Genomic DNA, 22,960 nt, shown 5'->3' with positions numbered 1-22,960 from the left:
ATTGTGTACATTTATATTAGTGTAATATGTGGCGTATTTGAGGAGAGAAAACCCAGCTGTGCCGCATCATTCAGTAACTGTTCTTAATCCTTAAAACCAACTTTACCTAAAATGAAAACAATCCGTTTAGTATGCTTGCTGGCCTTGGTCGGCAGCATGTTTGTCGCATGTCAAAAAGAGGTATTAGATGCCTCTGCACCCTCAACAACTCCCTCTCACAGTGCGCTGAGAGAAGAAGGAGATTGTGATTGCGTAGAAGAGTACAGTGATGAAGATAAGGTTATTTATGAGTACGATAGAGGTGTCAAAGTAGACGTTTGGAATGACGCTACAACTGTTTACTTCAAAGTGTATCGTTTAGACCCCGACGCCAACAATGACGACCAAATTGGAAATTTGGAAGTGGATGGCGTGAAAGAGGGTGGCGATAATCAAAATGTTTATGAGTTTACCAAGCCCATCGGCACATTGCAGGCTTGCGACAAACTGCTCACTGACCTGACCGTTATCGGAGCGGGCGGTCCACCTATTGTAATAGAGGACTTGTCATATAGTATCGTTACACTTTGCCCGCCGCCGCCAGTTTGTACTTATACCTACGATACAGGTTTTGGCGGAACAGACAAAGGGGCTGGTAAAGCTTGGTGGTATTATTACCCCGCAGGCTCGGGCGTGAAAACCATTTACGCGGGTCAAACCAAAGTAGCGGGTACGGTAACGATTGATGCTGCGGGCAACTATACCATCAGTTTGGCGCCAGGCTGGTCATTGAAAGATGGAACAACCGAATCGGTAAAAATTCAGGGTTATATTACTCTTCCTGCCAGCCGACCCGCAGCTGGCCTGTTTTCAGGGCCTTCGAGCTACAAAGGCACAAGTTTAACGGGGTCGATTGCTCCTCAGGCGTTTTATGTGATTCACTTGGATTTGCAATATTGCACCTTGCAAGCGCCATAGTTTCGGCAATGATACTTTAATGCAAAGAGGCTGTTTTACGGAAGTAAAGCAGCCTCTTTGCATTTTGGAGTGCTATTTTCACTCCCTACTCCCAATAAATCACGCCCACACCTGCGTACCTTCGGTGCAGTTTTTGCACATTTCAATCTCCGAGCGTGACCGAATCAGGGTTTGGCGAAACTGACGGTAAGCATCGCTTTGCCAAAGATTTTTGAATGTCGTTTCCGACACATCGCCCAAGCGGTAATGCGCGTCTTTGTCAAAACAGCACGGAACCACCTTGCCGTCCCACGTAATGACGCACGAGTGCCACATTTTCCAACAATGTCCGTCCAACCCGTTTTTGATTTGATACGTGCCATCGGGTTTTTGCGAATAACGGGAGTATTTATCAATGGTCGGAATCAGCGGGTCACCGTGTTCATAATCGTAAATTTGGGCGGTTTTAAGTCCTAATTCATCCACGCCCAGCTCGTCGGCCAATCGTTTTACGTCTTCGATTTGGTGTTCGTTGGGTTGTACCACCAAAAACTGAAAAACGACGTGCGGCGTTTTTGACTTCAGTTCGCGTTTCCATTTCAGGATGTTGCGGGTTCCGTCCAACACTTTTTCCAGTTTTCCGCCTACGCGGTATTGTTCGTACACATCCTGCGTAGTACCATCTATTGACACAATAAGGCGGTCGAGGCCACTTTCCACGGTGCGGCGGGCGGTGGCGTCGTTGAGATAATGGGCGTTGGTGGAGGTGGCGGTGTAGATGCCTTTTTTGGAGGCATATTTAACCAATTCCAAAAATTTGGGGTGCAGGTAAGGTTCTCCCTGAAAATAAAAAATGAGGTACAAAAGCGTATCCGAAAGCTCGTCGATGGTCTTTTTGAATAACCCATCTTCCAACATTCCCGTTGGCCGGGTAAAAGACCGCAGGCCACTGGGGCACTCTGGGCAGCGAAGATTGCAGCTCGTGGTGGGCTCAAAAGAAATGCTCATCGGTAAGCCGCGTTGGGTGGCTTTGCCCGTCCATTTGGATTCGTAAAAACTATAAATCACCTTCAGGGCATTCCAGATCCGCTTGCGGGATAGTTTGGACAAGAAATTGAGCCCATCGTTTAGGTTTCCGTTCATTTGCGAGGAGTGGAAATAAAAAAACTTTCCGAAAGGTAGTACATCTTTCGGAAAGTTGCTTGCCATGGGCGATTTCTGCTACCCTAAAAACTGACGCAAATAGTTCCTACTGGTCAAAATCGCCTCTTTTACGTCGTCAATGCTCCCTTCGTAGGCTTTGTCTTCGACTTCAATACATACGGGGCCTCGGTAGCGTACATCGGTCAGGGCCGCGAAGAATTTACGCCAGTTTACATCGCCCAAGCCGGGGAGTTTTGGGCTGTGGTACTCAAGCGGATTGGCCATAATGCCCACACGGTCGAGCTTTTCTTTGTAGAGTTTGGCGTCTTTGAGGTGGATATGGTGCAGGCGGTCTTTGTAATCATAAATGGGTTTTGCTTCGTCCATCATCTGCCAAATCATGTGCGACGGGTCGTAATTCAAACCCAAAATAGGGCTGGGGATGATTTCAAACATGCGGTCCCACACGGCGGGCGTAGTAGCCAAGTTTTTGCCGCCGGGCCACTCGTCGTCCGTAAAAAACATGGGGCAGTTTTCGATGCCGATTTTGACGTTGTGGGCTTCGGCTACCTGAATAATTTCGGGCCATACTTTACCAAACGTTTTCAGGTTTTCGGTAATGCTTTTGGACGGGTCGCGGCCGATAAACGTATTGACGTTATGTAAGCCAAGCTTCGCGGCGGCTTTGATTAATTGCTTGATGTGTTCGCGGTAAAAAACGGCTTTTTCGGTATCGGGGTCCAAAGGGTTGGGGTAATAGCCTAACGCTGAAATGGTTATCTGTTTTTCTTTGGCAAAATGAATGAGGTTGTGGGCGTAAATGGTATCGGTGAGTACGCGGTCAGTATCAATGTGTGTGACACCCGCATAGCGCCGGGCGTCGGCGTTGTTGGTGGGCCAGCACATCATTTCAACGCAAGAGAATCCGTGATTTGCGGCAAAATCAATAACGTGTTCATAGCCAAAATCGGCTAAAATGGCGCTTACAAATCCAAGTTTTAACATGTTTAGGAATGTTTGATATAATTTGCCTGCAACTTACTAAAAAGCCGTTGATGCAACCGAATTGTGCTTCAAAAAAGGCGTTGCAATTATTCCATAAGTCCGTAGGGGAGAAGTGCTGTTAAAATGTCTTTTGCCTACTATACAAGCCATTAACACAAATTTTATGAAAACAACAGCCATTGCTCCCAAGGAGCGCATTTTACTCATTGACGGTCTGCGAGGGTTTGCCCTTTTAGGAATTCTCATTGCCCATATTACGTATTGGTTCAACGCAGGGCCGACTCCCGACGATATTTTTCAGAAATATACCAACGACATCGGTTTTCAAATCGCGGGGGCCTTCGAAGGGATTTTTGTTTCGGGGAAATTTTACACCTTTTTTTCCTTTCTTTTCGGATTAAGTTTTGCGCTGCAAATGGAGAGCAAAAGCTTTACCATCGGGCGGTTTGTGTGGCGTTTGTTTATTTTGGGATTGATTGGCTTGGCGCACAGCCTGCATTGGCGAGGCGACATCCTGAGCATTTATTTTGTCGTAGGTTTGGTCATGATTTTGTTTCGCAACGCTTCCGACAAGGTGCTGATTATTGCATCGTTATTGCTGATTCTTAACCTGCCGATTCGCATCCGTGATGGGTACCGGTTTTTCTACCCAACCCCGCCACCGACGGCACAGCAACAAAAACAAAATGAACAAAAAAATAAGTCGTATTGGGATACCGTAAAAAAGGGCGATTACCGTGAACTCATCACGGCCAACGTGCCCGCCATTGCCGATAAATTTGACTTTCAGTTTGACAGCGGCCGTATTTATATTACGCTTGGCTATTTTCTGTTGGGTTTGTTGGCGGGGCGGCGCAAATGGTTTGCCAAATGGGAGGAACACCGAATGTTTTTTAAAAAATGGCTTAAAATCAGCGGCTTTGCCACGTTGGGTATTATTGCAGTGGCGGTTCCGTTGGGAATTTTCTTTGGCAATGGCGAACCAAAACCGTGGTTTAACCTCCTGATGAGCGCGTTATATGATGTCCATTGTATGTTGTTGACGATTTTCTACATCGTTGGCGTGACGCTTTTGTTGCAAAAGAAAAGTTGGCAGGGGGCGTTGCAAAATTTTTCGGTTATCGGTAAAATGGCTCTTACCTCGTATTTAAGTCAGACCCTGATTGGGATAATTCTTTTTTACGGAGTAGGTTTCAACCTCATAGGCGAGGTAAATCCTTGGATTTGCTTACTCATGACGATTCCTGTCTTTGTTGTGCAGATTATTTTTAGCCGTTGGTGGCTTTCAAACTACACCTACGGGCCAGTCGAGTGGCTGTGGCGTTCGCTTACGTACTTGCGTTGGCAGCCATTAAAACGCGGCGATTTGGTCGCTGAATTTTAAACTCAACGTGCCGTCGGATTCTCAAACCCGACGGCACGTTGAAACCCGACAACACTTTTGCAAGAATTTAAAGCATGGGCATTTATAAACGAGTGAAATTTTATGGGGCTTCCCGCAGGGGATGCCTCCTCTCTACAACCCCTCCACCGTCGTCACATTATCATCGGAAATACGGTCGATGAGTTTGTTGTAACCGCCTTTGAAATGTTCGGATTAGATAGCATATCAAAATGATTAGGGTAAGAGATAAATAACCGTGTCTATAAAGAAAAAAACACCATGGTTGGTCAAGACATTTTCGTCGTGTAAATCTTCAAAATAATACCCCATTCAGGATGATAATAATCGTTATTTCTCTTGTGTTTAAAACCGTTTCGTTCTAAGAATTTCCTCAGTTCATCTAAGTCAGTAGGCTGTGTAGATTCTATAAATGACTGTTTGACAACTGAATAAAAATTGTTGTCTTTAAGATAAAAACCAAGCAGTTCGTAATGGGTACTCGGGAATAAAAAATTGTGAATAAGTAGGCTAATAAAATATTCTTTCCAACTTTCGTAAAAAATGGCATCATTAATTTGGGTGACGCTCTTGCCATCATTATTGAGAAAAACTTGCTGCTCTGCTCCTTCGCCAATGTACTGATTATCATCAATTAATGAATGCCAGTAATCGTATTGAGTAGAAAAAAGAGACAATAACTTTACCTCGTCTTTTTTACTGAAGAGTTCTGTTTTTTGAGTCGTTCTACCTGTGCTTTCGCTTGTGCTAAGGTAAAGCAAGGCTGTTTGGATAAGATTTCTATCTGTAACTTCTCCAATTCTTGAAAGGATATCTCTGATTTCATCTCTCATAAAGTTTTGACAAAAATAAAAACAAATTTAAAGATTAGAAAACAGGACGGCGAGTAGTCCTGTATGGAACCTAACTCGCCGTTTTTTTCTATCTCTACAACCCCTCCACCGTCGTCACGTTATCATCCGAAATTCGGTCGATGAGTTTGTTGTAAGGGTCGATGCCTGCTTTTTTTGGTTCACCTTTGACGGTAAATTCGAGCGTGTGCTCGCCAGGGGTAAGCCAATGTTTTTTGAGGTAGAGCGGCACTTTTTTCTTCATGCCTTTGGCATTTTTACCTTCTTCGGCAAAGATACCGATGTCGATATAATCGCGCCCTTTGCCCGTACTGATTTCCTTGCCTTGCTTGTCGTAGTAGAGTTTTTTGGCCTGTACGGTGAGTTTTACCTTGTACTCGTTGCCTTTTCCTTTAGTGGCTTCGGCTTTGGTAATTCGGTTTTCGTACAGGGCTATTTTCTCAAAACTATCTTCGGCAAAATACTGCAACGAATCAGGCACGACTTTCCGCAGCGCCGCAAACCACTTGCCCGAGGTGGGATAAGGCGGTTTTTCCAGAAACGCATTTTCATTGGCAAAATCACTGAGGGCTTTGTTCATGTTTTTTTCTCCAATCAAATCCTGCAAAGCGTAGAGTACCAACGAGCCTTTGTCATACCACACGTAAGAACGGCTGTCGTTTTCGAGGAGCGTTTCTTCAAACTTGCTCTCGTTAGAACGCCCGCGCAGGTAGGCATCTAAGCAGTACTTGAGGCGGTTTTGCATGGCATCTTCGCCGTATTCTTGCTTCAACACCATGAGCGAAGAGTATTCGGCCATAGATTCCGAAATCTGATTGGCACCGCGCGTATAACTCGGACATACCTGATGCCCCCACCATTGGTGCGCCACTTCGTGGGCCGTCACGTAGTAGGCGTAGTCGGTGTCGTTGGGGTCAGAGAAATCGGCTACCCAGCCAAAACTTTCGGTGTAAGGCACGGTATTAGGAAATGATTGCGCAAAACCTGCATAGCGCGGAAACTCGATGATGCGCATTTCGCTGTACTGATACGGACGATAATTAACGTGGTTGTACGCCAAGGCATCCTTTACGCCTTTAATGAAATGGCCTAAATTCTTCTCGTGGCCGGGGTGGTGATAAATTGCAATTTTGATTTCCTTGCCGTCGGGGGCTTTCCAAACGTCTTTTTTGACCACGTAGCGAGCCGAACAAACGTTAAAAAACAAGTCCATCAGCCCTTCCTGCTTGTAGTAAAAATACCGCCGTCCCTTGTCGGTCCACTCTTTTTGGAGGTAGCCGGGCATGATGGCAATCTGGTCGGGTTCGGTACTGACCGTGCCTTCAAACGTAACTAAGTCAGCATCGTCGTTGAAGAGCAACGTACTCAACCCAAAGGCATCGGATTGGGTAGGTAACGTATATTTCTTTTCGGGCAATCCGTATTTTTTGCGGTACTTATCCGAGTCAATTTTGTCGCCACCATAACCCATTGAAGGAAAGATTTGGAGGTCAAAAAATGTCCCATTCTCGACAATTTCGCGACTCAAACCGCTGTTCTCAAAACCCCGATTTTCGGCGCGCACCACTACCTCCATTTTAACGGTATCGCCAGGTTGCAGCGTTTTGGGAAAACGATAAATCTGATACTTCAAAACTTTGTCATCCAAAATGATTTTTGGAGCTATTCCGTTGATGGTCAACTTTTTGATGTCAGTGTGGGCGATGGGACTACCCATGTTCAGGTGCAGCGAATCAATAGGCACTTGGGTTTTATTGACCAGCGTAAACACACCTTGGGCATCACACGCCCGCTCATTCGGAAAAAGATCAATATTCACCTTCACGTCTATCACTTTAGGCTGGGGCGTACGCTCATACTTTTTGTATTTTTTCTCATAATTTGAGCCTTGTTCTCGCCCTTCTTCAATTCCGACGTATTTGTTCAGGATGCTGACGTTGTAATAAATGTAAGCACTCGCCCCCAGCCACAGCACCGTAAAAAGCGTGAGCCAGACGTATGATTTGCCGCTGAGACGCTGCTTCATCAATTGCCAACGGGCTTTGAAAGCATCTTCTGACCCTCGGTTCCAAAACAAATTGCCTACCACCAAAAGCAAAGCCCCTAACGCCAACCAGTTGAAATGAAACCAGAAAAGCGGGGCCGCAAAATGACCAAAGCCGTTCATATCCGAAATTCGGTAGTTAGGGAAATAGCTAAAAAACAGCAGATTGTAGTTGATTTCGGCAAAACTCTGAATGCTGCCCAACAAAAACCAAAGCCCGATGGTAAAAATGTGGCCGAGGAATTTTTGGTTGACCAAAATGTGCATAAAAAAGGCCAACATCGCCAATTCGATGTATTCGGGAAACTCAATCAAATACAAGTCGGTGAAGTATTTATCAAACTCAAAGTTGAAATACCCTTTTATTACCTGATTGGCTACGCCACTCACAATCACCAAATTAGCCATCACAAATCCTACCAGCACAATGGCCAAAAACTTAGAGCCATATACCATCCAGTTGGGTACGGGCAACGAATCGGAGATGAGGTTATACTTCACCGACTTGTCGCGATGGACTACCTCTCCCGTGTAAAAAATCAAGATAATATACACGAACAACCCATAGTTGAAGTCTTTCACCTCAATCATGTAGTAGGTCAGCGGCAATGAGGGCGTGCCGAAGGTGGGGAAACCAAACCAACCATCCGTAAATAGAAAAAACAACGCCCCTACCATGATGGCAAGAAAGTACGGGTCACGGATAATCTGCCCAAACTCCAACCACGCTTGGCTGAACATTTGGCGAAGAAAGATGCTGCTTGAATAGATTTTATCGGCCACGGGCAAATCTGCCAGCGACAAACGGGTGGTTGGACGCTCTTCGTCTTTTTGTTTTTTGCCAAGTTTTACCGACAGAAACCGCTGAAAACTAAACCGATACAATACGCCCAAAAACACCAGTAATCCTAAGCCCGTCCATATCAGGCGGTTGTAGAGCAAATTACCTACGAGTGGGGCGGTGAGGGTATTTTGTTCAAAAGGAGTCCAGTATTTAGTAGCGTTGTTGAAAGTGGTTAGGCCAAAGGGGTCAATCAAATCCACGAGGTTTTTGTTTTCCAAATCACGGGTCAAAACGGTGGAAAGTAGATAGGCAATCAGCAGTAAAATACCTCCAGAGTAGATGATAAACACCTTGCGCGTGAGTGCTACCAAACTAAAAAACAGACAACCCGTAAAAAGCATGTTGGGTACAACAAATAGCAAATAGGGCTGCAAATGATGCCATAGATTGACGGGAGCAAAGCGGCTGGCGTTTTCGGCTAGTCCGAGCAAGGGACCTAAAATCCCTCCCAGCATGATGCCTAATACCATGCCAAAACACACAAACAAAAGTGTAACAAATGACCCCAAAAAACGCCCCAGTAAGTAGCCTTTTTCGGTAATTGGAAAGCTAAAAAAGTAATCTTTAGTGCCAAATTCTACATCTCGATAGACGGGTACGCCCATGATGGCGGAGCTGATTAAGCTGGCAAAAATGGAGATGATAATCAACATCTGTGAGATGGCGTAGGGCGAATTGAGGTTCGCTTTTTCGGAAGCGGGACCGCTGCCGTAGATGATGTTCAAAAACATGAACAAAAACAACAGGCCAAAATACAGATAAGTAGCAGGGCGCTTGAAGCGGTATTTTAACTCAAAAAGGAATATTTCTTTGAACATAATTTTAGGAGTGAGGAATGAGGAGTGAGTAGCGAGTAGTTTTTTACTTTGATGCTTCGATTGCGTGAGTGTACGCGTTCAAAAGTTTTGCTACTTCCTCCAGTTGATTTTGTAAAACCATTGTATCGGCATAAGCCAAATCTTGAGATAAGATTAGATAGTAGTGCGTTTCGTCCAAAGAACCTTGTGCAATATTCATGAATTTTATTTTATCTGGTTTTGTCCGTTTACGGTAGCCTTCCGTAATATTGGCAGCTACTGAAACTGAACTACGACGCATTTGTGAGATTAAACCAAACAATTCTTCTTTGGGAAAAGTACGAGTGAGTTGATAAACTGCCAAAACAAGTTGATGGGCTTTCTGCCATACAATTAATTCTTTAAATCCTTTTGATTTTTCCATTGTATCATTCAATGTTGTCAAGTTAAAACTCTATTTTATTCTCGCTACTCACTTCTCTCTTCTGGCTTCTAAAAAACTACACCGCCAATCCCACTCGTTTTGTGATTTCGGAGAAATAAACGTCTTCCAAATCGGCAGTGGCGAGTTCAAAACTGCTAAGTGGCTCCTCTGAAATCACCCTGATTTGGGTTTTGCCCATTTTCAACGACGTAGAAATGACCTCATAGTTGGTCTGATGATGCTCTAATTCTGATTTATCAATCATTTTTTTCCACACCTTACCGCTGATTTCTTTCACTAAGTCATTTGGATTGCCTTGCGCAACCACTTCACCGAGGCAAATAATGGCCATGTCGGAACACAAGTTTGTGACATCTTCTACAATGTGGGTCGAGAGAATCACAATCGTATTTTCGCCGATTTCTGAAAGAAGGTTATGAAAACGATTTCGTTCAGCGGGGTCGAGACCGGCGGTTGGTTCGTCCACAATGATGAGTTTTGGATTGCCCAACAATGCCTGTGCAATGCCAAAACGTTGTTTCATTCCCCCCGAAAATGTTCCTAAATTCTTCTTTCTAACTTGGAACAGGTTCACTTTTTGCAACAGCCCTTCCACAATTTCTTTGCGTTGTTTGGCATTTTGGATACCCTTCAAACTCGCAATGTGGTCGAGCATGGTTTCAGCCGTTACTCGTGGATATACCCCGAATTCCTGAGGCAGATAGCCCAGCACTTTGCGGACCTCTTCTTTCTGACGAAGCACGTCTAAATCGTCCAACATAACGCTACCACTGTCGGCTTCTTGGAGCGTAGCGATGGTTCGCATGAGCGATGATTTCCCTGCCCCATTGGGCCCCAGCAGCCCAAACATGCCTTGGTTGATGGTCAACGATACGCCTTTGAGCGCCTGTACTCCATTTGAATACGTTTTGGAGAGATCTTGGATGGTTAGTTTCATAAAATATCTGTAAGGGTTGTTTTTACGAAAATAGTAAAAAGACATATAGAATCGGGATATTTTTTGGATTAAAGGCAACATAAGCAGATGAATGTCAAGCGGTAGTGCGTGAGTCAGATGTTTTTGTATTTTTGTATAAAAAAAGGACATGACATCTTTCCAATACATAACGGATAAAAAAGGGCGCAAAAAAGCGGTTATCATTCCTATTAAAGAATGGGAAATGTATAAAAAAGTACTCAACTTGGAGGAAGAAGGTGAAGAGGATACCCCTCCTGTTTTTACCAAAGCCGAAGTTTTGGCAAATCTTAAAGAAGCGGTAGAAGAAGTAAAATTATATCGTCAGGGGAAAATTCAGTTACAGACTGCCGAAGAATTCTTGGAAGAGCTCAAACAGGAAGGCTACTTATGAGAATAATCATCGGTAAAAAGTTCAATCGTGATTTTAAGCGATTGGCAAAAAAGTACGCATCTTTGGGTACCGATATCGCTCAATTATTTGATCTGCTTCGCCAAAACCCTCAACTTGGTACTCCACTCGGGCAGGATTGTTATAAAATCAGAATGGCTATTTCTTCCAAAAAACAAGGAAAAAGTGGCGGTGCGCGGGTAATTACCTGCGTCAAAATAGTGGATGATCAAGTGGTTTTGCTCACTATTTATGATAAATCAGAAAAAGAGGACATCACTGATAAAGAACTTTTAACGTTGCTGAAGGATATTGATAAATCAAACTGATATGCCAACGTCTATTCTATATCATCTACGCCGTTGGCAACCGGGCGACGAACTGGCACTGGCCAAATACGCCAACAATTACCGAATTTGGCGTAACGTACGTGATTCCTTTCCGCATCCTTATACCCTCGACGATGCTCACCACTGGATTGAACTTTGTGAAATGGAAAAACGCCCTTCCGTCTTTGCCATCGACGTGGAGGGAGAAGCCGTAGGTGGGGTGGGAATCATCCTTCAAAAAGATGTTTTTCGTAAAAATGCTGAGATTGGCTATTGGCTGGCCGAACCCTTTTGGGGCAGAGGAATTATGGCGGAAGCGGTGAAAGAAATGACGGAATATACCTTTAAACACTACGAGGTACATCGGCTGTACGCAGGTGTTTTCGAATATAACCGAGCTTCTATGCGCGTGCTAGAAAAGGCTGGTTATCAGTTTGAAGCGGTATTACGGCAATCCGTCTGCAAAGAAGATAAAATATGGGACGAACATGTTTATGTGAAGTTTAGGGTAGAAACAAAGAACCCTGACAAGACTTGAATCTCGCCAGGGCTATTGTAAAACACACTTACCAATAACAAATATACCAATAACGGTCAGCGCAGCGAGTGCTTAATCTTCAAAAATGCGGTTTTCCAAGTGTTTTTCTAAATCCAGCCGAGGGATACCCTTTGACCACCATTCGGGGGCGGGTTTGCCTTTCAGTTGCGCATCAAAAAATTCCATCATTCGTACCGAATAATCTTTGCGGTTGGGTTGTTTGGCCAAGCCGTGGTTTTCGCCTTTGTACTGCATCATCACGACGGGCTTTTTCAGGCGGCGCAAGGCCGTATAAAATTCCACACCCTGCGTAAAGTCTACGGCACCGTCGGCGTCGTTGTGCAATAGTAGCAGCGGCGTTTGTACTTTGGTGACGTGATAGATGGGTGAATTGCGGTGGTAGGCATCCCAGTTCTCCCAAGGAGCTACCAAGCGTCCCTGCGAGCCTTCAAAAATCTGGCCGTTGCTTGTACCGCTGTTTTTATAGATGAGATTATACATCGAAATCATGTCGGTCAGCGGTGCACCAGCGGCGGCGGCTTTAAACATATTGGTTTGGGTAATCAAAAAACTGGTCTGGTAGCCGCCCCATGAGTGCCCGTGAATGCCCATGCGGGCTTCGTCAATTACGCCCGTTTTGAGTGCTGCTTTTACGCCCGGCAACACACACCAAACGGCCGACATCCCCGGATCGTTGAGTTTGTACACAATGTCGGGAATAAATACGGCGTAGCCGTTGGAAGTATAGATTGCTGGGTTCCAGCCTGTTCCTGAGTAGCTTGGGTTAGAGAAGTTGTGCAGTGATTGCGAAAGCTTTTCGTAGTAATAAATGATGGTTGGGTATTTTTTACCCTGCTCATAGCCAGCGGGCAAAAACAGTGCTCCCTGCAACGAATCGCCTTTATCACTGACATAATCCACCAAACGAGCCCCTGCCGACCAAGCGTATTTGTCAAACAATGGTGCATTTTTGGTGAGCTGTTTTTCAGAAGTTAACTCCACACTGTTGCTCACAAAATACTGACGCGGTTTGGTGAAGGTTTCTTTCGCAAACACAAATACATCGGCTTTTTTGGCTTTGGTGAGGCTTCCGATGGCGGCATCTTCCCAAATCAAAGGTTTGACAACCAACGTTTTTCCATTTTCAATGCGCGCCAGACCGCTCTTTTTGGTCCATTCGCCGTAGATGCGTACATAAATCGGTTTTTTCAAATCAATCCCTTTTTCTTCGGGGTCAAGTTGGTAGCGTTGCTCATAGCGGATTTTGTCGCGTTTGCCATTCTGGGTTAAGTTGAAGGCTATTAGTGCTTTCCCTTTGGCGTCCTTCAAGTCGGTGGGTACTTGCCAAATGTCCCAGCCATCGCTCAATAGCACCGCTTTACTGTCGCTGCTCCAGCCGATGATGCCGTACGGTGGCGTTTTTTGGTTGTGGTCGTCTTCTACGTCAACAAAAGATGTCTTGATGTCTTGGGTAAGATTGCGCGATGTTTTGTTGATCATATCGTACAAGAAATAATGCGTGCCTTCCCAGTATAGAAATTTGGTTCCGTCGGGTGAGGGTTGCGGACTGGCCCAGAAGCTAGGCAAATAATGCTTCTCGCGGATTTTGTCGCGTTTGCCCGTTTTGAGGTCAACCAAATAAACATCGGCATAATTTTGCCCGTCAAGGCTGCCTTCCAGTTCGTAGTTTGAATTGTCGGTTCCCAGGCCAAAGAGCTGTTTGGGCGCTGCCGATACGTTTTTGACGGTGCTGTCGGCCAATTGAATAAACTTCTTGGCGGCCACGTCGTACATCGACAGGTAATTCTGGTTTTTATCTTGTGTTTCCTGCACTTGTTGCCGCGATTGGAGGCGTTTGTCCTGCCAATGCCAAACGGTCACTTCGGGTTTTTCGGCATCGTTTGGCTTGGCGGCAACGGCGGTTTTGGTTGAATCCGTTTTAAGTTTTGCCAATGCTTTTTGTAAATCTTCAAGGGTTTTCAGGGTGGTGTCGGCCTTGATTTTGGCTAGTTTTTCGACGTCAGAAAGCTGTTTGGTCGTGTCCTTTTTGGCTTCGGCGGGTTTTTTGTCTTCTTTCTTTGCCAGTTCTAGTTTATGAATTCCGAAGAACAATCGCGTTAAATCTTCTGACCAATAGGGCGAACGGTTGGGGCTAACGGTCATTTCTTTCGGAAAATTAACGCTATCGGTTTTGGGTTCATACGCAGTCAACTCGGGCATGGTTCCAAAGTTTTTGATGCCCAATACGCCAACGCGTTCATTTTTGTATTTTTCGTCTTTGGTGCTTTTTAGCAAGGCCAATGCGTCGCCTTTTTCGGTCCAGTTGAGCGATTGGTAACGGGCTTTGTCATTGTCCATCGTAAGGGTTACGCCCGTGGTCATGTTGCGGAGTTGCACCCCGTTTCCTGCTTTTTCGTTGGCATCAATGGTCAGAGCCAGCCAGTTTCCAGATTTGTCAAACGCCATTTCCGACACGTTTCCGATGTTTTGGGTTTTGCTCGTGGCAAGGTCAAACAATAATAAATCGGTGCCTTTGGCAGCATCGCCGCTTGGAGGTCCAGCGGGTGCACCTCCGCCCGCTGCCGTAAGTGACAACGCCAAATGCGTCGCTTTTTCGCCGTTGAAGGCAAAGGATTTTACACGCTCAAATTCTGTTTTTTTGTTGGAGGCCAATTCTACCAAAAATACTTTGTCAGGAATGGGCTTACCGCCGGGCTTGGCGGCGGCTTTCTTGTCTTTGTCTTTGGCAAAAACCTTGAAAGCAATCCACTTGCTATTGTCCGAAAAACTCATCTGTGCAAATGTCGGCGCACCGATGGGGTACACATATTTGGTGGAATCGGTTGTTTTTTGGATGATGAGTTCGGCGTCGCTTTCATACGCACTCAGCACGTATGCATACCACTGACCGTCGGGGGAGAGTTGGGTGCCGCCAAAACCGGGTATTGCTTTCCACATCAGCACGTCTTTCCACGTCATCGCCGGCTTGGGTTTGGGTTGGGCAATGGCGAATGTGCTGAGGAAGAAACCAAGTAGTACAAAGAGTTTTTTCATAAAAATTTGGAGTTTAGACTGGATGAATTGAGAATTTTGAACAAATGTAAGCAAGAGCAACGTTACTTGGTAAAGCAATTATTTCGCAACTTTTGCGAATGAAGATAAAAGAAAGGAAATTGTTATCTTCGCACCCTTAAAAAATTAAAATAGAAGCGAGGAGTGAGGCTAGAGAAGCGAGAATTGCGGACTTCTTTCCTGCTTTCTTCTGGCTCTTTATCGTAGAAATGAGCAGAACCATCAATATAAACAACCGCCGTGCCTCGTTTGAGTACTTCTTTTTGGAGACGTACACGGCTGGAGTGGTGCTGACTGGCACCGAAATCAAATCTATCCGAGAAGGAAAAGTCAACCTGACCGATGCCTATTGTATTTTTCAGGACGGCGAATTGCTCGTGCATCATTTGCACATTTCGCCTTACGAAAAAGGTACTTACGCCAACCACAATCCCACGCGTGACCGCAAGCTGTTGTTGAAAAAACGGGAGCTAAAAAAATTGCAGTTGAAGCTGAAAGACCAAGGATTGACGGTGGTGCCGACGCGTATTTTTATCAATGAAAAAGGCTTAGCCAAAGTGGATGTTGCCCTTGCCAAAGGGAAGAAACTCTACGACAAACGCGAAACCATCAAAGAGCGCGACCTCAAACGCGGTAATGACGAGTAGTTGAAGCCCTTGCGTCTGCCCTGAAGCAGAGCAAAGGGCGGTAGTTTGTGTGTTTAACTCAAACCATCGCAAACTAATTTTACTAATTTTGCCCCCTCAAATTTGATATTACACCTTATGAGTAAGAGATACACCGTCACCGCCGCGCTTATTTATGCCAATGGCCCCATTCACATTGGGCACTTGGCGGGCTGTTACGTACCGGCGGATATTTATGTGCGCTATTTGCGGGCCAAAGGCGCCGACGTTACCTTCGTGAGTGGCACCGATGAGCACGGCGTGCCTATTACAATCCGCGCCAAAAAAGAAGGCCTAACGCCTCAGGCCGTCGTCGACAAATATTATACCCAAATCAAGCAGTCGTTTGTGGATTTTGGAATTTCGTTCGATGTGTATTCCCGCACGAGCCTGCCCATTCACCACCAAACGTCGCAGGAATTTTTTAAAACCATTTACGATAAAGACGGCTTCATTGAAGAAACGAGTGAGCAATACTACGACGAAGTGGCGCAGCAGTTTTTGGCCGACCGCTACATCGTGGGTACTTGCCCCGTGTGCGCCAATCCCAACGCCTACGGCGACCAGTGCGAGCGTTGCGGTACGGCGTTGAGTCCGTTGGAGTTAAAGAATCCACATTCTACTTTGTCAGGTTCAAAACCAGTATTGCGGGCTACTAAAAACTGGTTTTTGCCGCTGGATAAAATGCAGCCTGACATTGAAAAATACGTCAATAGCCATACCGAATGGAAGACCAACGTGGCAGGTCAATGCCAGTCTTGGTTGAAAGAAGGGCTGCGCCCGCGCGCCATGACCCGCGACTTGGATTGGGGTATCAAAGTGCCGCTGCCCGATACCGACGGCAAAGTGCTGTATGTGTGGTTTGAAGCGCCAATCGGGTACATTTCGGCCACCAAAGATTGGTTGATTCAGAAAAACGGCACCGACGCCGGTTGGGAAACTTGGTGGCGGCGGTCGTCACCAGAAGACCAAGATACCAAATTGATTCACTTTATCGGCAAAGACAACATCGTATTTCATTGCATCATCTTCCCCGCTACTTTAATGGCGATGGGTGACGATTACATTTTGCCCGACAATGTGCCTGCCAATGAATTCATGAATTTGGAAGGCGATAAAATTTCGACATCCCGCAACTGGGCCGTGTGGTTGCATGAGTTTTTGGAAGAAATGCCTGACAAACAGGATGTGTTGCGGTATGTGCTAACGGCCAATGCCCCCGAAACCAAAGACAGCGAGTTTACGTGGAAAGATTTCCAAACCCGCAACAACAGCGAATTGGTGGCTATTTACGGCAATTTCGTGAATCGTGCCGTGGTGTTGACGCACAAATATTGCGACGGAAAAGTGCCAGTACGCGGCGAATTGACCGATTTTGATAAAGAAACCTTGGCAACGCTGTCGGCTTTCCCAGCCCGAATCGCCGAGGCCATTGAGACCTATCGTTTCCGTGAAGGCTTGTCGTTTTTGATGGATTTGGCGCGTTTGGGGAATAAATACTTGGCCGAAACGCAGCCTTGGCAAGTCATCAAGACCGATGCTGAACGAGTAAATACAATCATGAACATTGCACTGCAAATTGCGGCCAACTTGGCCATTGTGAGTGAGCCGTTTTTGCCTTTTACAGGCAAAAAATTGCGCCAACAGTTGGGAGAGGGGCAATGGAAATGGGAAGAAGCGGGAAGTGCAGATTTATTGGTTGAAGGACAGGCGATTGGCGACGCATTTTTGTTATTTGAAAAAATTGAAGACGCTGTCATTGAAAAACAAATTCAAAAATTACACGACGCAAAAAAAATGAATGAATTAGAAACCAAATCAGTACCTGAGTTGAAGCCAACGGTACAATTTGACGATTTTGCCAAATTAGACCTCCGCATTGGGACCATTCTGGAAGCTGAACGGGTGCCTAAAAGTGATAAATTGTTGAAGTTTTTAGTGGATGACGGTTTTGAAAAACGCACCATTTTAAGCGGGATTGCCAAACATTTCACGCCCGAAGAAATGGTGGGTCGTCAAGTGACCTTCATTGCCAACCTCGCCCCGCGCAAAATCATGGGGCAAGAATCCAACGGCATGATTCTCATGGCCGAAGACCGCGATGGCAGCCTTTCGCTGATTCAGCCCCACAAAGAGGTGTGGGCGGGTGCTTCGATTTCATAGATTTAGGAGGAGACAATTGTTTGAAAGGGTCTGACGGTTTTAAACCGTCAGACCCTTTTTTCGTTTTTTAAATTATTTTATTAATTTGCTTCCCAATTGTACTATAACTATTTCTAATTTTATTATTAAATTAACGATACGTATTGCATCGCAGAAATAGACAATAAAACTCCGTAATCGACACTATTTAATTAACCTTCAAACCCCTCCTATTTCATGAAAAATTTCCTGGAACGCCGTTCATTTTTGAAAGCATCGGCGGCGATAGGTTCCGCTTTAGGATTACCTTTTATTTCCAAAGCCAATAACAATTCTGTTGAGGCGCAAATCGAACGGGCCACTTTCGCGCCTAAACCCGTGGGTAAGTCGGTAATCGGCCTCAAAATGCCACCCATTGCCCAAGTCCGTGTCGCCTTTATTGGGGTTGGAAACCGAGGTTCGGGGCACGTAAAGCTTGTACATGCCTGCGGAGCTAAGGCTAAAATTGTGGCGGTTTGCGATATTCAGGAGCGTTACACCAATCGTACAAAGCAATGGTTGGAAAAACAGGGCGTAAATGATGTTGCTTACTACCACACCAAAGTGGATGCTTGGAAAGAAATGTGTCGCCGCGATGATATTGACCTTGTCATCATCGCTACGCCTTGGGAAGACCACGTGCCCATGTGCGTTTATGCCATGCAACAGGGCAAACACGCAGCCACTGAAGTGCCCGCAGCGTATACCTTGGAAGATTGCTGGAAATTGGTCAACACCGCTGAACAAACCCAGCGTAACTGTATGATGCTCGAAAACGTCTGTTATGGTGACGAAGAATTATGGCTGCTCAACATGGCCAATGAAGGTCTTTTTGGCACGCTTACCTACGCGGAGTGCGGTTATATCCACGACCTGCGTGAGTTGCTTTTCTCCAAAACAGATTACTACAACATGTGGCGCATTCGTCACAACTACGCCCGCGATGGAAACCTGTATCCGATGCACGGTTTGGGGCCAGTAGCTCAATACATGAACATCGACCGTGGCGACCGCTTCAATCACTTGGTTTCGATGAGCAGTTTGGAAGCAAGCTTGAGCGAAGATTCGACGGTAATGACCGACCCTACAAATGAGTTTCACGGTCGCAAAGGATTTAAGAAAGGTGACATGAACAACACCTTGATTAAGACACATTTAGGTCGCTCGATTTTGGTGCAGCACGATATTGTTACGGCGCGGCCTTACAGTCGTATCAACATGTTGGCGGGAACCAAAGCGTTTCACATGGGCTATCCAAGTCATTTCTCGAAAAAAGGACAGGGCCACGGATTTTTGAAAGACGAAGAATACAAGGCGCTCAGAGAGCAATACAAACACCCGATTTGGGCCAAAATGAAGGACGAAATTGAGAAAAACGGTGGACACGGCGGGATGGACTTTGTGTTGATTTACCGTTTGATTGATTGCTTCAACCGGGGTACGTCGCTGGATATGGACGTGTACGATGCGGCCTCGTGGTCGTCGGTTACGCCGCTTTCGGCGCTTTCGATTCAGGGTGGCAATGCGCCAGTTAAATTCCCGGATTTTACCCGGGGACGCTGGAAAGAAGCGCGTAAGCTCGGAATGCTGGTGAATGTGTAGAACTCTTGATAGGTACAAAAAGATAAAGCCCCGCTATCGAGAGCGGGGCTTTATACTGACTATTCCTAAACCCTTAACCTTTTCTACATGAAAAAACTAACTTTAAATTCTTTGCAGCTTTTCAAAAGTTACTAAAAACCGTTGAGCATGCTGATTGGTTCCCCAATGATTCTTTCTGTGTCGTGGGCGGGAGTCAATGTTTCCCAATCTACAGTCCACAGAAAATTTATATTATGTGCCGTTTTGCGAACGTTTTCGAGCCAAATTTTTGCATTTTCGTCATCGCTGCTCTTCATGGCATGATTCAACAACTTCACTGCACTTTTAAACTCTTGCTGCTTTTCGGCGTTTACATTCACTAACTTGGACGGGCTTTGGTTGTATAAAGTCACAACTTCCGTAAAAACTTTCCACTCGTCCTGCTCAATAAAAGGCGTAAAATGATCGGTAATGTACTGTTCAAATGCCTTTTCTCTTCCTTTTGATAAGCCCGCGGTATTTACGGTACTCTTATCATCTTTTGCGTTTGATTCGATTGAAACTAAACTCAAACAGAATCCTATTACAAATATAATTAACTTAACTGGGTATTTCATAATATAGTTCAATTCTCTTCTGCTGATTGAACGATACAAAGGTACGGCAAGATTTTATAAGTCCAAATTTTTAATTTTTGATATTCGAAATAATATTCTGTTTAATCTTTCATAAAACCCTGATTTTTAATAAAAAACAAAGTATTTGGTTGAAAATTTCAGAATATTATTCTGATTAAAATAATACAACTTTAATAAAATTTTTATTTGCAAAAAAGTAAAATTCTTTAAAAAGTACAATCATTGATTGAAATTATTCATAGCATTTTGAAGTCCTAAAGTACAAAAACTAAGTATTGCTTCTCCAGCACGGTCCAAATCAATGAGTAATTCTTCGAAACTATTTTCGGGAAAATTACTTAAAACATATTTTACCTGTTGTCCACGGGGAAAATCATCGCCAACCCCAAACCGCAATCGGGTGTACTCCTGAGTGCCCAGCAATTCTTCAATATTTCGTAAGCCGTTGTGTCCACCATTGGAGCCTTTGGGTTTGATTCGAATCTTGCCCTGCGGAAGTTGAATCTCATCCGTCACGACCAGCACATTTTCAACGGGGATTTTCCACGAGTCCATGTAGTATCGCACGGCTTTGCCGCTGAGATTCATGTATGTGGTCGGTTTGATAAAGTAAATTTGCCGTCCTTTGTATTTAAACTCGGCGGTATAGGCCAGTTTTTGCATCGAAAACTTAAAGTCATGTTGGGCGGCCAGTCGGTCAAGTACCATAAAGCCTACGTTGTGGCGCGTAAATGCGTATTCAGGTCCAATGTTGCCGAGACCTACGACGAGGTATTTCATAGAAAGTGTAATTGATTATAAAACAAAAAAGTGAATCCAGCCTTTATTCTTTGACTTTCTCCACGACCAGATTGTGGTTGGTATAGATACAAATATCGGCGGCAATGTGAAGACTTTCGCGGACCATATCTTCGGCTGAAAGGTGCTGTGCGTGTTTTTTGAGCGCCAAGGCCGCACTTTGGGCAAACATCGCTCCTGAGCCAATAGCGGCCACCTGATTGTCGGGTTCGAGTACATCGCCCGTGCCTGAGATAACGAGCAGCTCGTCTTTTCCCGCCACAATCATCATGGCTTCCAATTTGCGAAGGTATCGGTCGGTGCGCCAGTCTTTGGCGAGTTCGATGGCGGCGCGTTTGAGGTTGCCGCCGTAGGCATTGAGTTTTTCTTCAAAACGTTCGATGAGCGTAAACGCGTCGGCGGTGGAGCCTGCAAATCCCGCAATTACTTTTCCGCCAGCTAAGCTTCTTACTTTACGAACGTTGCTTTTGGCAACGGTATTTCCCATGGTGGCCTGTCCGTCGGCGCCTACTACTACTTCTCCGTTATGAATGATACCTACTACGGTTGTGGCATGAATTGGTTGCATGATATAAATGAGTCTGATGATTGAAAAACAATTGATAGACAATAAAAATCCCTCTCCTAAAAAATGACAGTAGGAGAGGGACTAAGGACGGTTGGCCGCCGCCGTGAGGTTGATTATACCAACATTCCGAGCGGGTTCTCCAACAGTTTCTTAAATGTTTGGAGGAAGGCCGAGCCTGTAGCACCATCCACCACGCGGTGGTCGCAAGAGAGCGTTACTTTCATGATGTTGGTGGGATAAATCGTACCGTCTTCTTTGAACGCGGCTACTTTCTTGATGCCACCCACGGCCATGATGCACGAATCTGGCGGATTGATAATAGCCGTAAATTCGTCGATTCCAAACATTCCAAGGTTTGAAATCGAGAATGTATTGCCTTCCCAATCTTTAGGTTGAAGTTTTTTGTCTTTGGCTTTGGCGGCCATTTCTTTCACTTCACCGGCAATGATAGAAAGAACTTTCTTGTCGGCATCACGCACTACGGGAACCAACAGACCTTCGTCAACGGCTACGGCAACCCCAATATTTACGTAATGGTATTTGCGAATCTTATCACCTAGCCACGCAGAGTTAACGGCAGGGTGTTGTTTCAATGCCAACGCAGCGGCTTTGATGACCATGTCGTTAAATGATATTTTGACAGGGCTAACTTCGTTGATTTTACCGCGCAATTCCATGGCTTTGTCCATGGTAATTTCCATGGTAAGGTAGAAATGCGGTGCTGTAAACAAACTTTCGCTCAAACGACGGGCAATGGTCTTGCGCATTTGCGATACCGGCACGTCTTCGTATTCGCCCACGGGCGCTGGAGCAGCGGCGGGTGCGGATTTTTCGGCTTGTGGTGCAGGCTTTGCACTGTCAACTGCCGACGGCGAACTGCTAACTGCTGATTGTGCGGCGTCAATGTCTTTCTTAACGATGCGTCCACCTTCGCCCGAACCCGTGATTTTGGTTAAATCAACGTTTTTATCTTTTGCCAACGCTTTTGCCAAGGGCGACGCCTTAATGCGAGCGTCGGCACCGTTGTCGGAGACTTGCGGGGCCTGAGCAGCAGGAGGCGTTGCGGCGGGAGCAGGTGCTGCGACTGCAACGGGGGCTGGTTGACCATCGCTGTTCAATAAAGCTTGGTAATTAGCGCCTTCTTCGCCAATGATAGCAATGACGCCATCTACGGCTACGGCTTCTCCTTCTTTGGCTCCAACGTAGAGCAAGGTGCCGTCTTCGTAGTTTTCAAGTTCCATGGTGGCTTTGTCGGTTTCGACTTCGGCCAGAATATCGCCTGATTTTACTTTGTCTCCTACTTTTTTTAGCCACGCTACCAGTACGCCTTCGGTCATGGTATCGCTCATTTTAGGCATCCGAACGATTGTTGCGTTGACATTCGCGGCGGGCGTAGGGGCTGCTACTGCGGGAGCAGGTGCCGCCGCTGGTTGCTCAGTGGGAGCCGCAGGCGCGGGTTGAGATGGAGCAGCGCCGCCATCAAGCAGCGCCTTGTAATCTTCGCCAGGCGCACCCACGATTGCCATGATTCCATCTATGGGTACGGCAGCGCCTTTTTCTACGCCAATGTACAAAAGTGTACCTTCTTGGTACGACTCCAAGTCCATGGTCGCTTTATCGGTTTCTACTTCGGCGATGATGTCGCCTGATTTAATTACATCTCCTACTTTCTTGTTCCAAGCTGCTATGACGCCTTCGGTCATGGTATCGGACATCTTGGGCATTCGGATTACTTCTGCCATATGAGTGAGAATGAATAGGGAATAGTTCCTTTAAG

19 protein-coding genes and 1 pseudogene are annotated in these 22,960 nt (G+C 45.6%); 9 read left to right on the top strand and 11 right to left on the bottom strand.

Annotated features, from left to right (window positions below; genetic code table 11):
• Positions 1-111: 111 nt before the first annotated feature.
• Complete coding sequence (locus DVG78_RS25490) at positions 112-957, top strand: hypothetical protein (protein ID WP_114463843.1); 846 nt, start codon at positions 112-114, stop codon at positions 955-957.
• Positions 958-1,056: 99 nt separating this feature from the next.
• Here DVG78_RS25490 and DVG78_RS25485 read toward each other — a convergent pair whose 3' ends face one another.
• Together DVG78_RS25485 and DVG78_RS25480 are read right to left on the bottom strand one after the other, a co-directional pair.
• Positions 1,057-2,079, bottom strand: coding sequence for a radical SAM/SPASM domain-containing protein (locus DVG78_RS25485; protein ID WP_114463855.1), 1,023 nt, complete (start codon positions 2,077-2,079; stop codon positions 1,057-1,059).
• 78 nt (positions 2,080-2,157) lie between these two features.
• Complete coding sequence (locus DVG78_RS25480; RefSeq protein ID WP_114463842.1) at positions 2,158-3,084, bottom strand: sugar phosphate isomerase/epimerase family protein; 927 nt, start codon at positions 3,082-3,084, stop codon at positions 2,158-2,160.
• A gap of 163 nt (positions 3,085-3,247) precedes the next feature.
• Here DVG78_RS25480 and DVG78_RS25475 point away from each other — a divergent pair, with 163 nt between their 5' ends.
• Both DVG78_RS25475 and DVG78_RS30510 read left to right on the top strand, forming a co-directional pair.
• Positions 3,248-4,468, top strand: coding sequence for a DUF418 domain-containing protein (locus tag DVG78_RS25475; protein WP_114463841.1), 1,221 nt, complete (start codon positions 3,248-3,250; stop codon positions 4,466-4,468).
• 102 nt (positions 4,469-4,570) lie between these two features.
• Positions 4,571-4,702 (top strand): hypothetical protein, encoded by a 132-nt coding sequence (locus DVG78_RS30510; RefSeq protein WP_262511876.1) that lies wholly within the window; start codon positions 4,571-4,573, stop codon positions 4,700-4,702.
• Here DVG78_RS30510 and DVG78_RS25470 read toward each other — a convergent pair.
• From DVG78_RS25470 to DVG78_RS25455, 4 genes and pseudogenes are all read right to left on the bottom strand, one after another.
• Positions 4,703-5,319 (bottom strand): annotated as a pseudogene (locus DVG78_RS25470) (putative polyvalent protein kinase domain-containing protein).
• 94 nt (positions 5,320-5,413) lie between these two features.
• Positions 5,414-9,043, bottom strand: a complete 3,630-nt coding sequence (locus DVG78_RS25465) for an ABC transporter permease/M1 family aminopeptidase (RefSeq protein WP_114463839.1) — start codon at positions 9,041-9,043, stop codon at positions 5,414-5,416.
• Between the two features lie 43 nt (positions 9,044-9,086).
• Positions 9,087-9,446, bottom strand: a complete 360-nt coding sequence (locus DVG78_RS25460) for a four helix bundle protein (protein WP_114463838.1) — start codon at positions 9,444-9,446, stop codon at positions 9,087-9,089.
• 76 nt (positions 9,447-9,522) lie between these two features.
• Positions 9,523-10,404, bottom strand: a complete 882-nt coding sequence (locus DVG78_RS25455; RefSeq protein ID WP_114463854.1) for an ABC transporter ATP-binding protein — start codon at positions 10,402-10,404, stop codon at positions 9,523-9,525.
• A gap of 148 nt (positions 10,405-10,552) precedes the next feature.
• Between DVG78_RS25455 and DVG78_RS25450 the strand changes: the two genes are divergently transcribed.
• The 3 genes from DVG78_RS25450 to DVG78_RS25440 are packed head-to-tail and all read left to right on the top strand — an operon-like array spanning position 10,553 to position 11,680.
• Positions 10,553-10,816, top strand: a complete 264-nt coding sequence (locus tag DVG78_RS25450) for a hypothetical protein (RefSeq protein ID WP_114463837.1) — start codon at positions 10,553-10,555, stop codon at positions 10,814-10,816.
• The gene (locus tag DVG78_RS25445) at positions 10,813-11,142 is read left to right on the top strand and encodes a type II toxin-antitoxin system RelE/ParE family toxin (RefSeq protein ID WP_114463836.1); all 330 of its coding nucleotides are present in this window, start codon (positions 10,813-10,815) and stop codon (positions 11,140-11,142) included. The genes DVG78_RS25450 and DVG78_RS25445 overlap by 4 nt, the downstream gene beginning before the upstream one ends.
• A gap of 1 nt (position 11,143) precedes the next feature.
• On the top strand, positions 11,144-11,680 hold the full coding sequence (locus tag DVG78_RS25440; RefSeq protein ID WP_229598321.1) for a GNAT family N-acetyltransferase: 537 nt from the start codon (positions 11,144-11,146) through the stop codon (positions 11,678-11,680).
• 72 nt (positions 11,681-11,752) lie between these two features.
• Here DVG78_RS25440 and DVG78_RS25435 read toward each other — a convergent pair whose 3' ends face one another.
• Entirely contained in the window at positions 11,753-14,734 is a 2,982-nt protein-coding gene (locus DVG78_RS25435) for a prolyl oligopeptidase family serine peptidase (protein WP_114463852.1), read from the bottom strand.
• Positions 14,735-14,961: 227 nt separating this feature from the next.
• On the opposite strand from DVG78_RS25435, the gene smpB reads away from it, so the two are divergent.
• The 3 genes from smpB (at position 14,962) to DVG78_RS25420 (ending at position 19,200) form a co-directional block, all read left to right on the top strand.
• Positions 14,962-15,399, top strand: a complete 438-nt coding sequence (smpB, locus tag DVG78_RS25430) for an SsrA-binding protein SmpB (RefSeq protein ID WP_114069375.1) — start codon at positions 14,962-14,964, stop codon at positions 15,397-15,399.
• Positions 15,400-15,516: 117 nt separating this feature from the next.
• On the top strand, positions 15,517-17,580 hold the full coding sequence (gene metG, locus DVG78_RS25425; protein ID WP_114463835.1) for a methionine--tRNA ligase: 2,064 nt from the start codon (positions 15,517-15,519) through the stop codon (positions 17,578-17,580).
• Between the two features lie 216 nt (positions 17,581-17,796).
• Entirely contained in the window at positions 17,797-19,200 is a 1,404-nt protein-coding gene (locus tag DVG78_RS25420) for a Gfo/Idh/MocA family protein (RefSeq protein ID WP_114463834.1), read from the top strand.
• Between the two features lie 131 nt (positions 19,201-19,331).
• Here DVG78_RS25420 and DVG78_RS25415 read toward each other — a convergent pair whose 3' ends face one another.
• From DVG78_RS25415 to DVG78_RS25400, 4 genes are all read right to left on the bottom strand, one after another.
• Positions 19,332-19,835, bottom strand: a complete 504-nt coding sequence (locus DVG78_RS25415) for a hypothetical protein (protein WP_158550095.1) — start codon at positions 19,833-19,835, stop codon at positions 19,332-19,334.
• A 201-nt stretch (positions 19,836-20,036) separates the two neighbouring features.
• A complete protein-coding gene (gene pth / locus DVG78_RS25410; protein WP_114463832.1) occupies positions 20,037-20,597 on the bottom strand; it encodes an aminoacyl-tRNA hydrolase in 561 nt (186 codons plus the stop codon).
• A gap of 43 nt (positions 20,598-20,640) precedes the next feature.
• Positions 20,641-21,183 (bottom strand): ATP-dependent protease subunit HslV, encoded by a 543-nt coding sequence (gene hslV, locus DVG78_RS25405; protein ID WP_114069382.1) that lies wholly within the window; start codon positions 21,181-21,183, stop codon positions 20,641-20,643.
• A 113-nt stretch (positions 21,184-21,296) separates the two neighbouring features.
• Complete coding sequence (locus DVG78_RS25400) at positions 21,297-22,925, bottom strand: pyruvate dehydrogenase complex dihydrolipoamide acetyltransferase (RefSeq protein ID WP_114463831.1); 1,629 nt, start codon at positions 22,923-22,925, stop codon at positions 21,297-21,299.
• Between the last annotated feature and the right edge of the window lie 35 nt (positions 22,926-22,960).

The sequence above is a fragment of the Runella aurantiaca genome (genome assembly GCF_003339505.1).
GTDB lineage: Bacteria > Bacteroidota > Bacteroidia > Cytophagales > Spirosomataceae > Runella > Runella aurantiaca.
Note: the sequence above shows the minus strand (reverse complement) of the source record. Positions and strands in the feature narration are given on the sequence as shown.

Bases quoted from the DNA above. Each gene is read 5' to 3' on its own strand.
- DVG78_RS25490 (WP_114463843.1), top strand. From the start codon at position 112: ATGAAAACAATCCGTTTAGTATGCTTGCTGGCCTTGGTCGGCAGCATG.
- DVG78_RS25485 (WP_114463855.1), bottom strand. From the start codon at position 2,079: ATGAACGGAAACCTAAACGATGGGCTCAATTTCTTGTCCAAACTATCC.
- DVG78_RS25480 (WP_114463842.1), bottom strand. From the start codon at position 3,084: ATGTTAAAACTTGGATTTGTAAGCGCCATTTTAGCCGATTTTGGCTAT.
- DVG78_RS25475 (WP_114463841.1), top strand. From the start codon at position 3,248: ATGAAAACAACAGCCATTGCTCCCAAGGAGCGCATTTTACTCATTGAC.
- DVG78_RS30510 (WP_262511876.1), top strand. From the start codon at position 4,571: ATGGGGCTTCCCGCAGGGGATGCCTCCTCTCTACAACCCCTCCACCGT.
- DVG78_RS25465 (WP_114463839.1), bottom strand. From the start codon at position 9,043: ATGTTCAAAGAAATATTCCTTTTTGAGTTAAAATACCGCTTCAAGCGC.
- DVG78_RS25460 (WP_114463838.1), bottom strand. From the start codon at position 9,446: ATGGAAAAATCAAAAGGATTTAAAGAATTAATTGTATGGCAGAAAGCC.
- DVG78_RS25455 (WP_114463854.1), bottom strand. From the start codon at position 10,404: ATGAAACTAACCATCCAAGATCTCTCCAAAACGTATTCAAATGGAGTA.
- DVG78_RS25450 (WP_114463837.1), top strand. From the start codon at position 10,553: ATGACATCTTTCCAATACATAACGGATAAAAAAGGGCGCAAAAAAGCG.
- DVG78_RS25445 (WP_114463836.1), top strand. From the start codon at position 10,813: ATGAGAATAATCATCGGTAAAAAGTTCAATCGTGATTTTAAGCGATTG.
- DVG78_RS25440 (WP_229598321.1), top strand. From the start codon at position 11,144: ATGCCAACGTCTATTCTATATCATCTACGCCGTTGGCAACCGGGCGAC.
- DVG78_RS25435 (WP_114463852.1), bottom strand. From the start codon at position 14,734: ATGAAAAAACTCTTTGTACTACTTGGTTTCTTCCTCAGCACATTCGCC.
- smpB (WP_114069375.1), top strand. From the start codon at position 14,962: ATGAGCAGAACCATCAATATAAACAACCGCCGTGCCTCGTTTGAGTAC.
- metG (WP_114463835.1), top strand. From the start codon at position 15,517: ATGAGTAAGAGATACACCGTCACCGCCGCGCTTATTTATGCCAATGGC.
- DVG78_RS25420 (WP_114463834.1), top strand. From the start codon at position 17,797: ATGAAAAATTTCCTGGAACGCCGTTCATTTTTGAAAGCATCGGCGGCG.
- pth (WP_114463832.1), bottom strand. From the start codon at position 20,597: ATGAAATACCTCGTCGTAGGTCTCGGCAACATTGGACCTGAATACGCA.
- hslV (WP_114069382.1), bottom strand. From the start codon at position 21,183: ATGCAACCAATTCATGCCACAACCGTAGTAGGTATCATTCATAACGGA.
- DVG78_RS25400 (WP_114463831.1), bottom strand. From the start codon at position 22,925: ATGGCAGAAGTAATCCGAATGCCCAAGATGTCCGATACCATGACCGAA.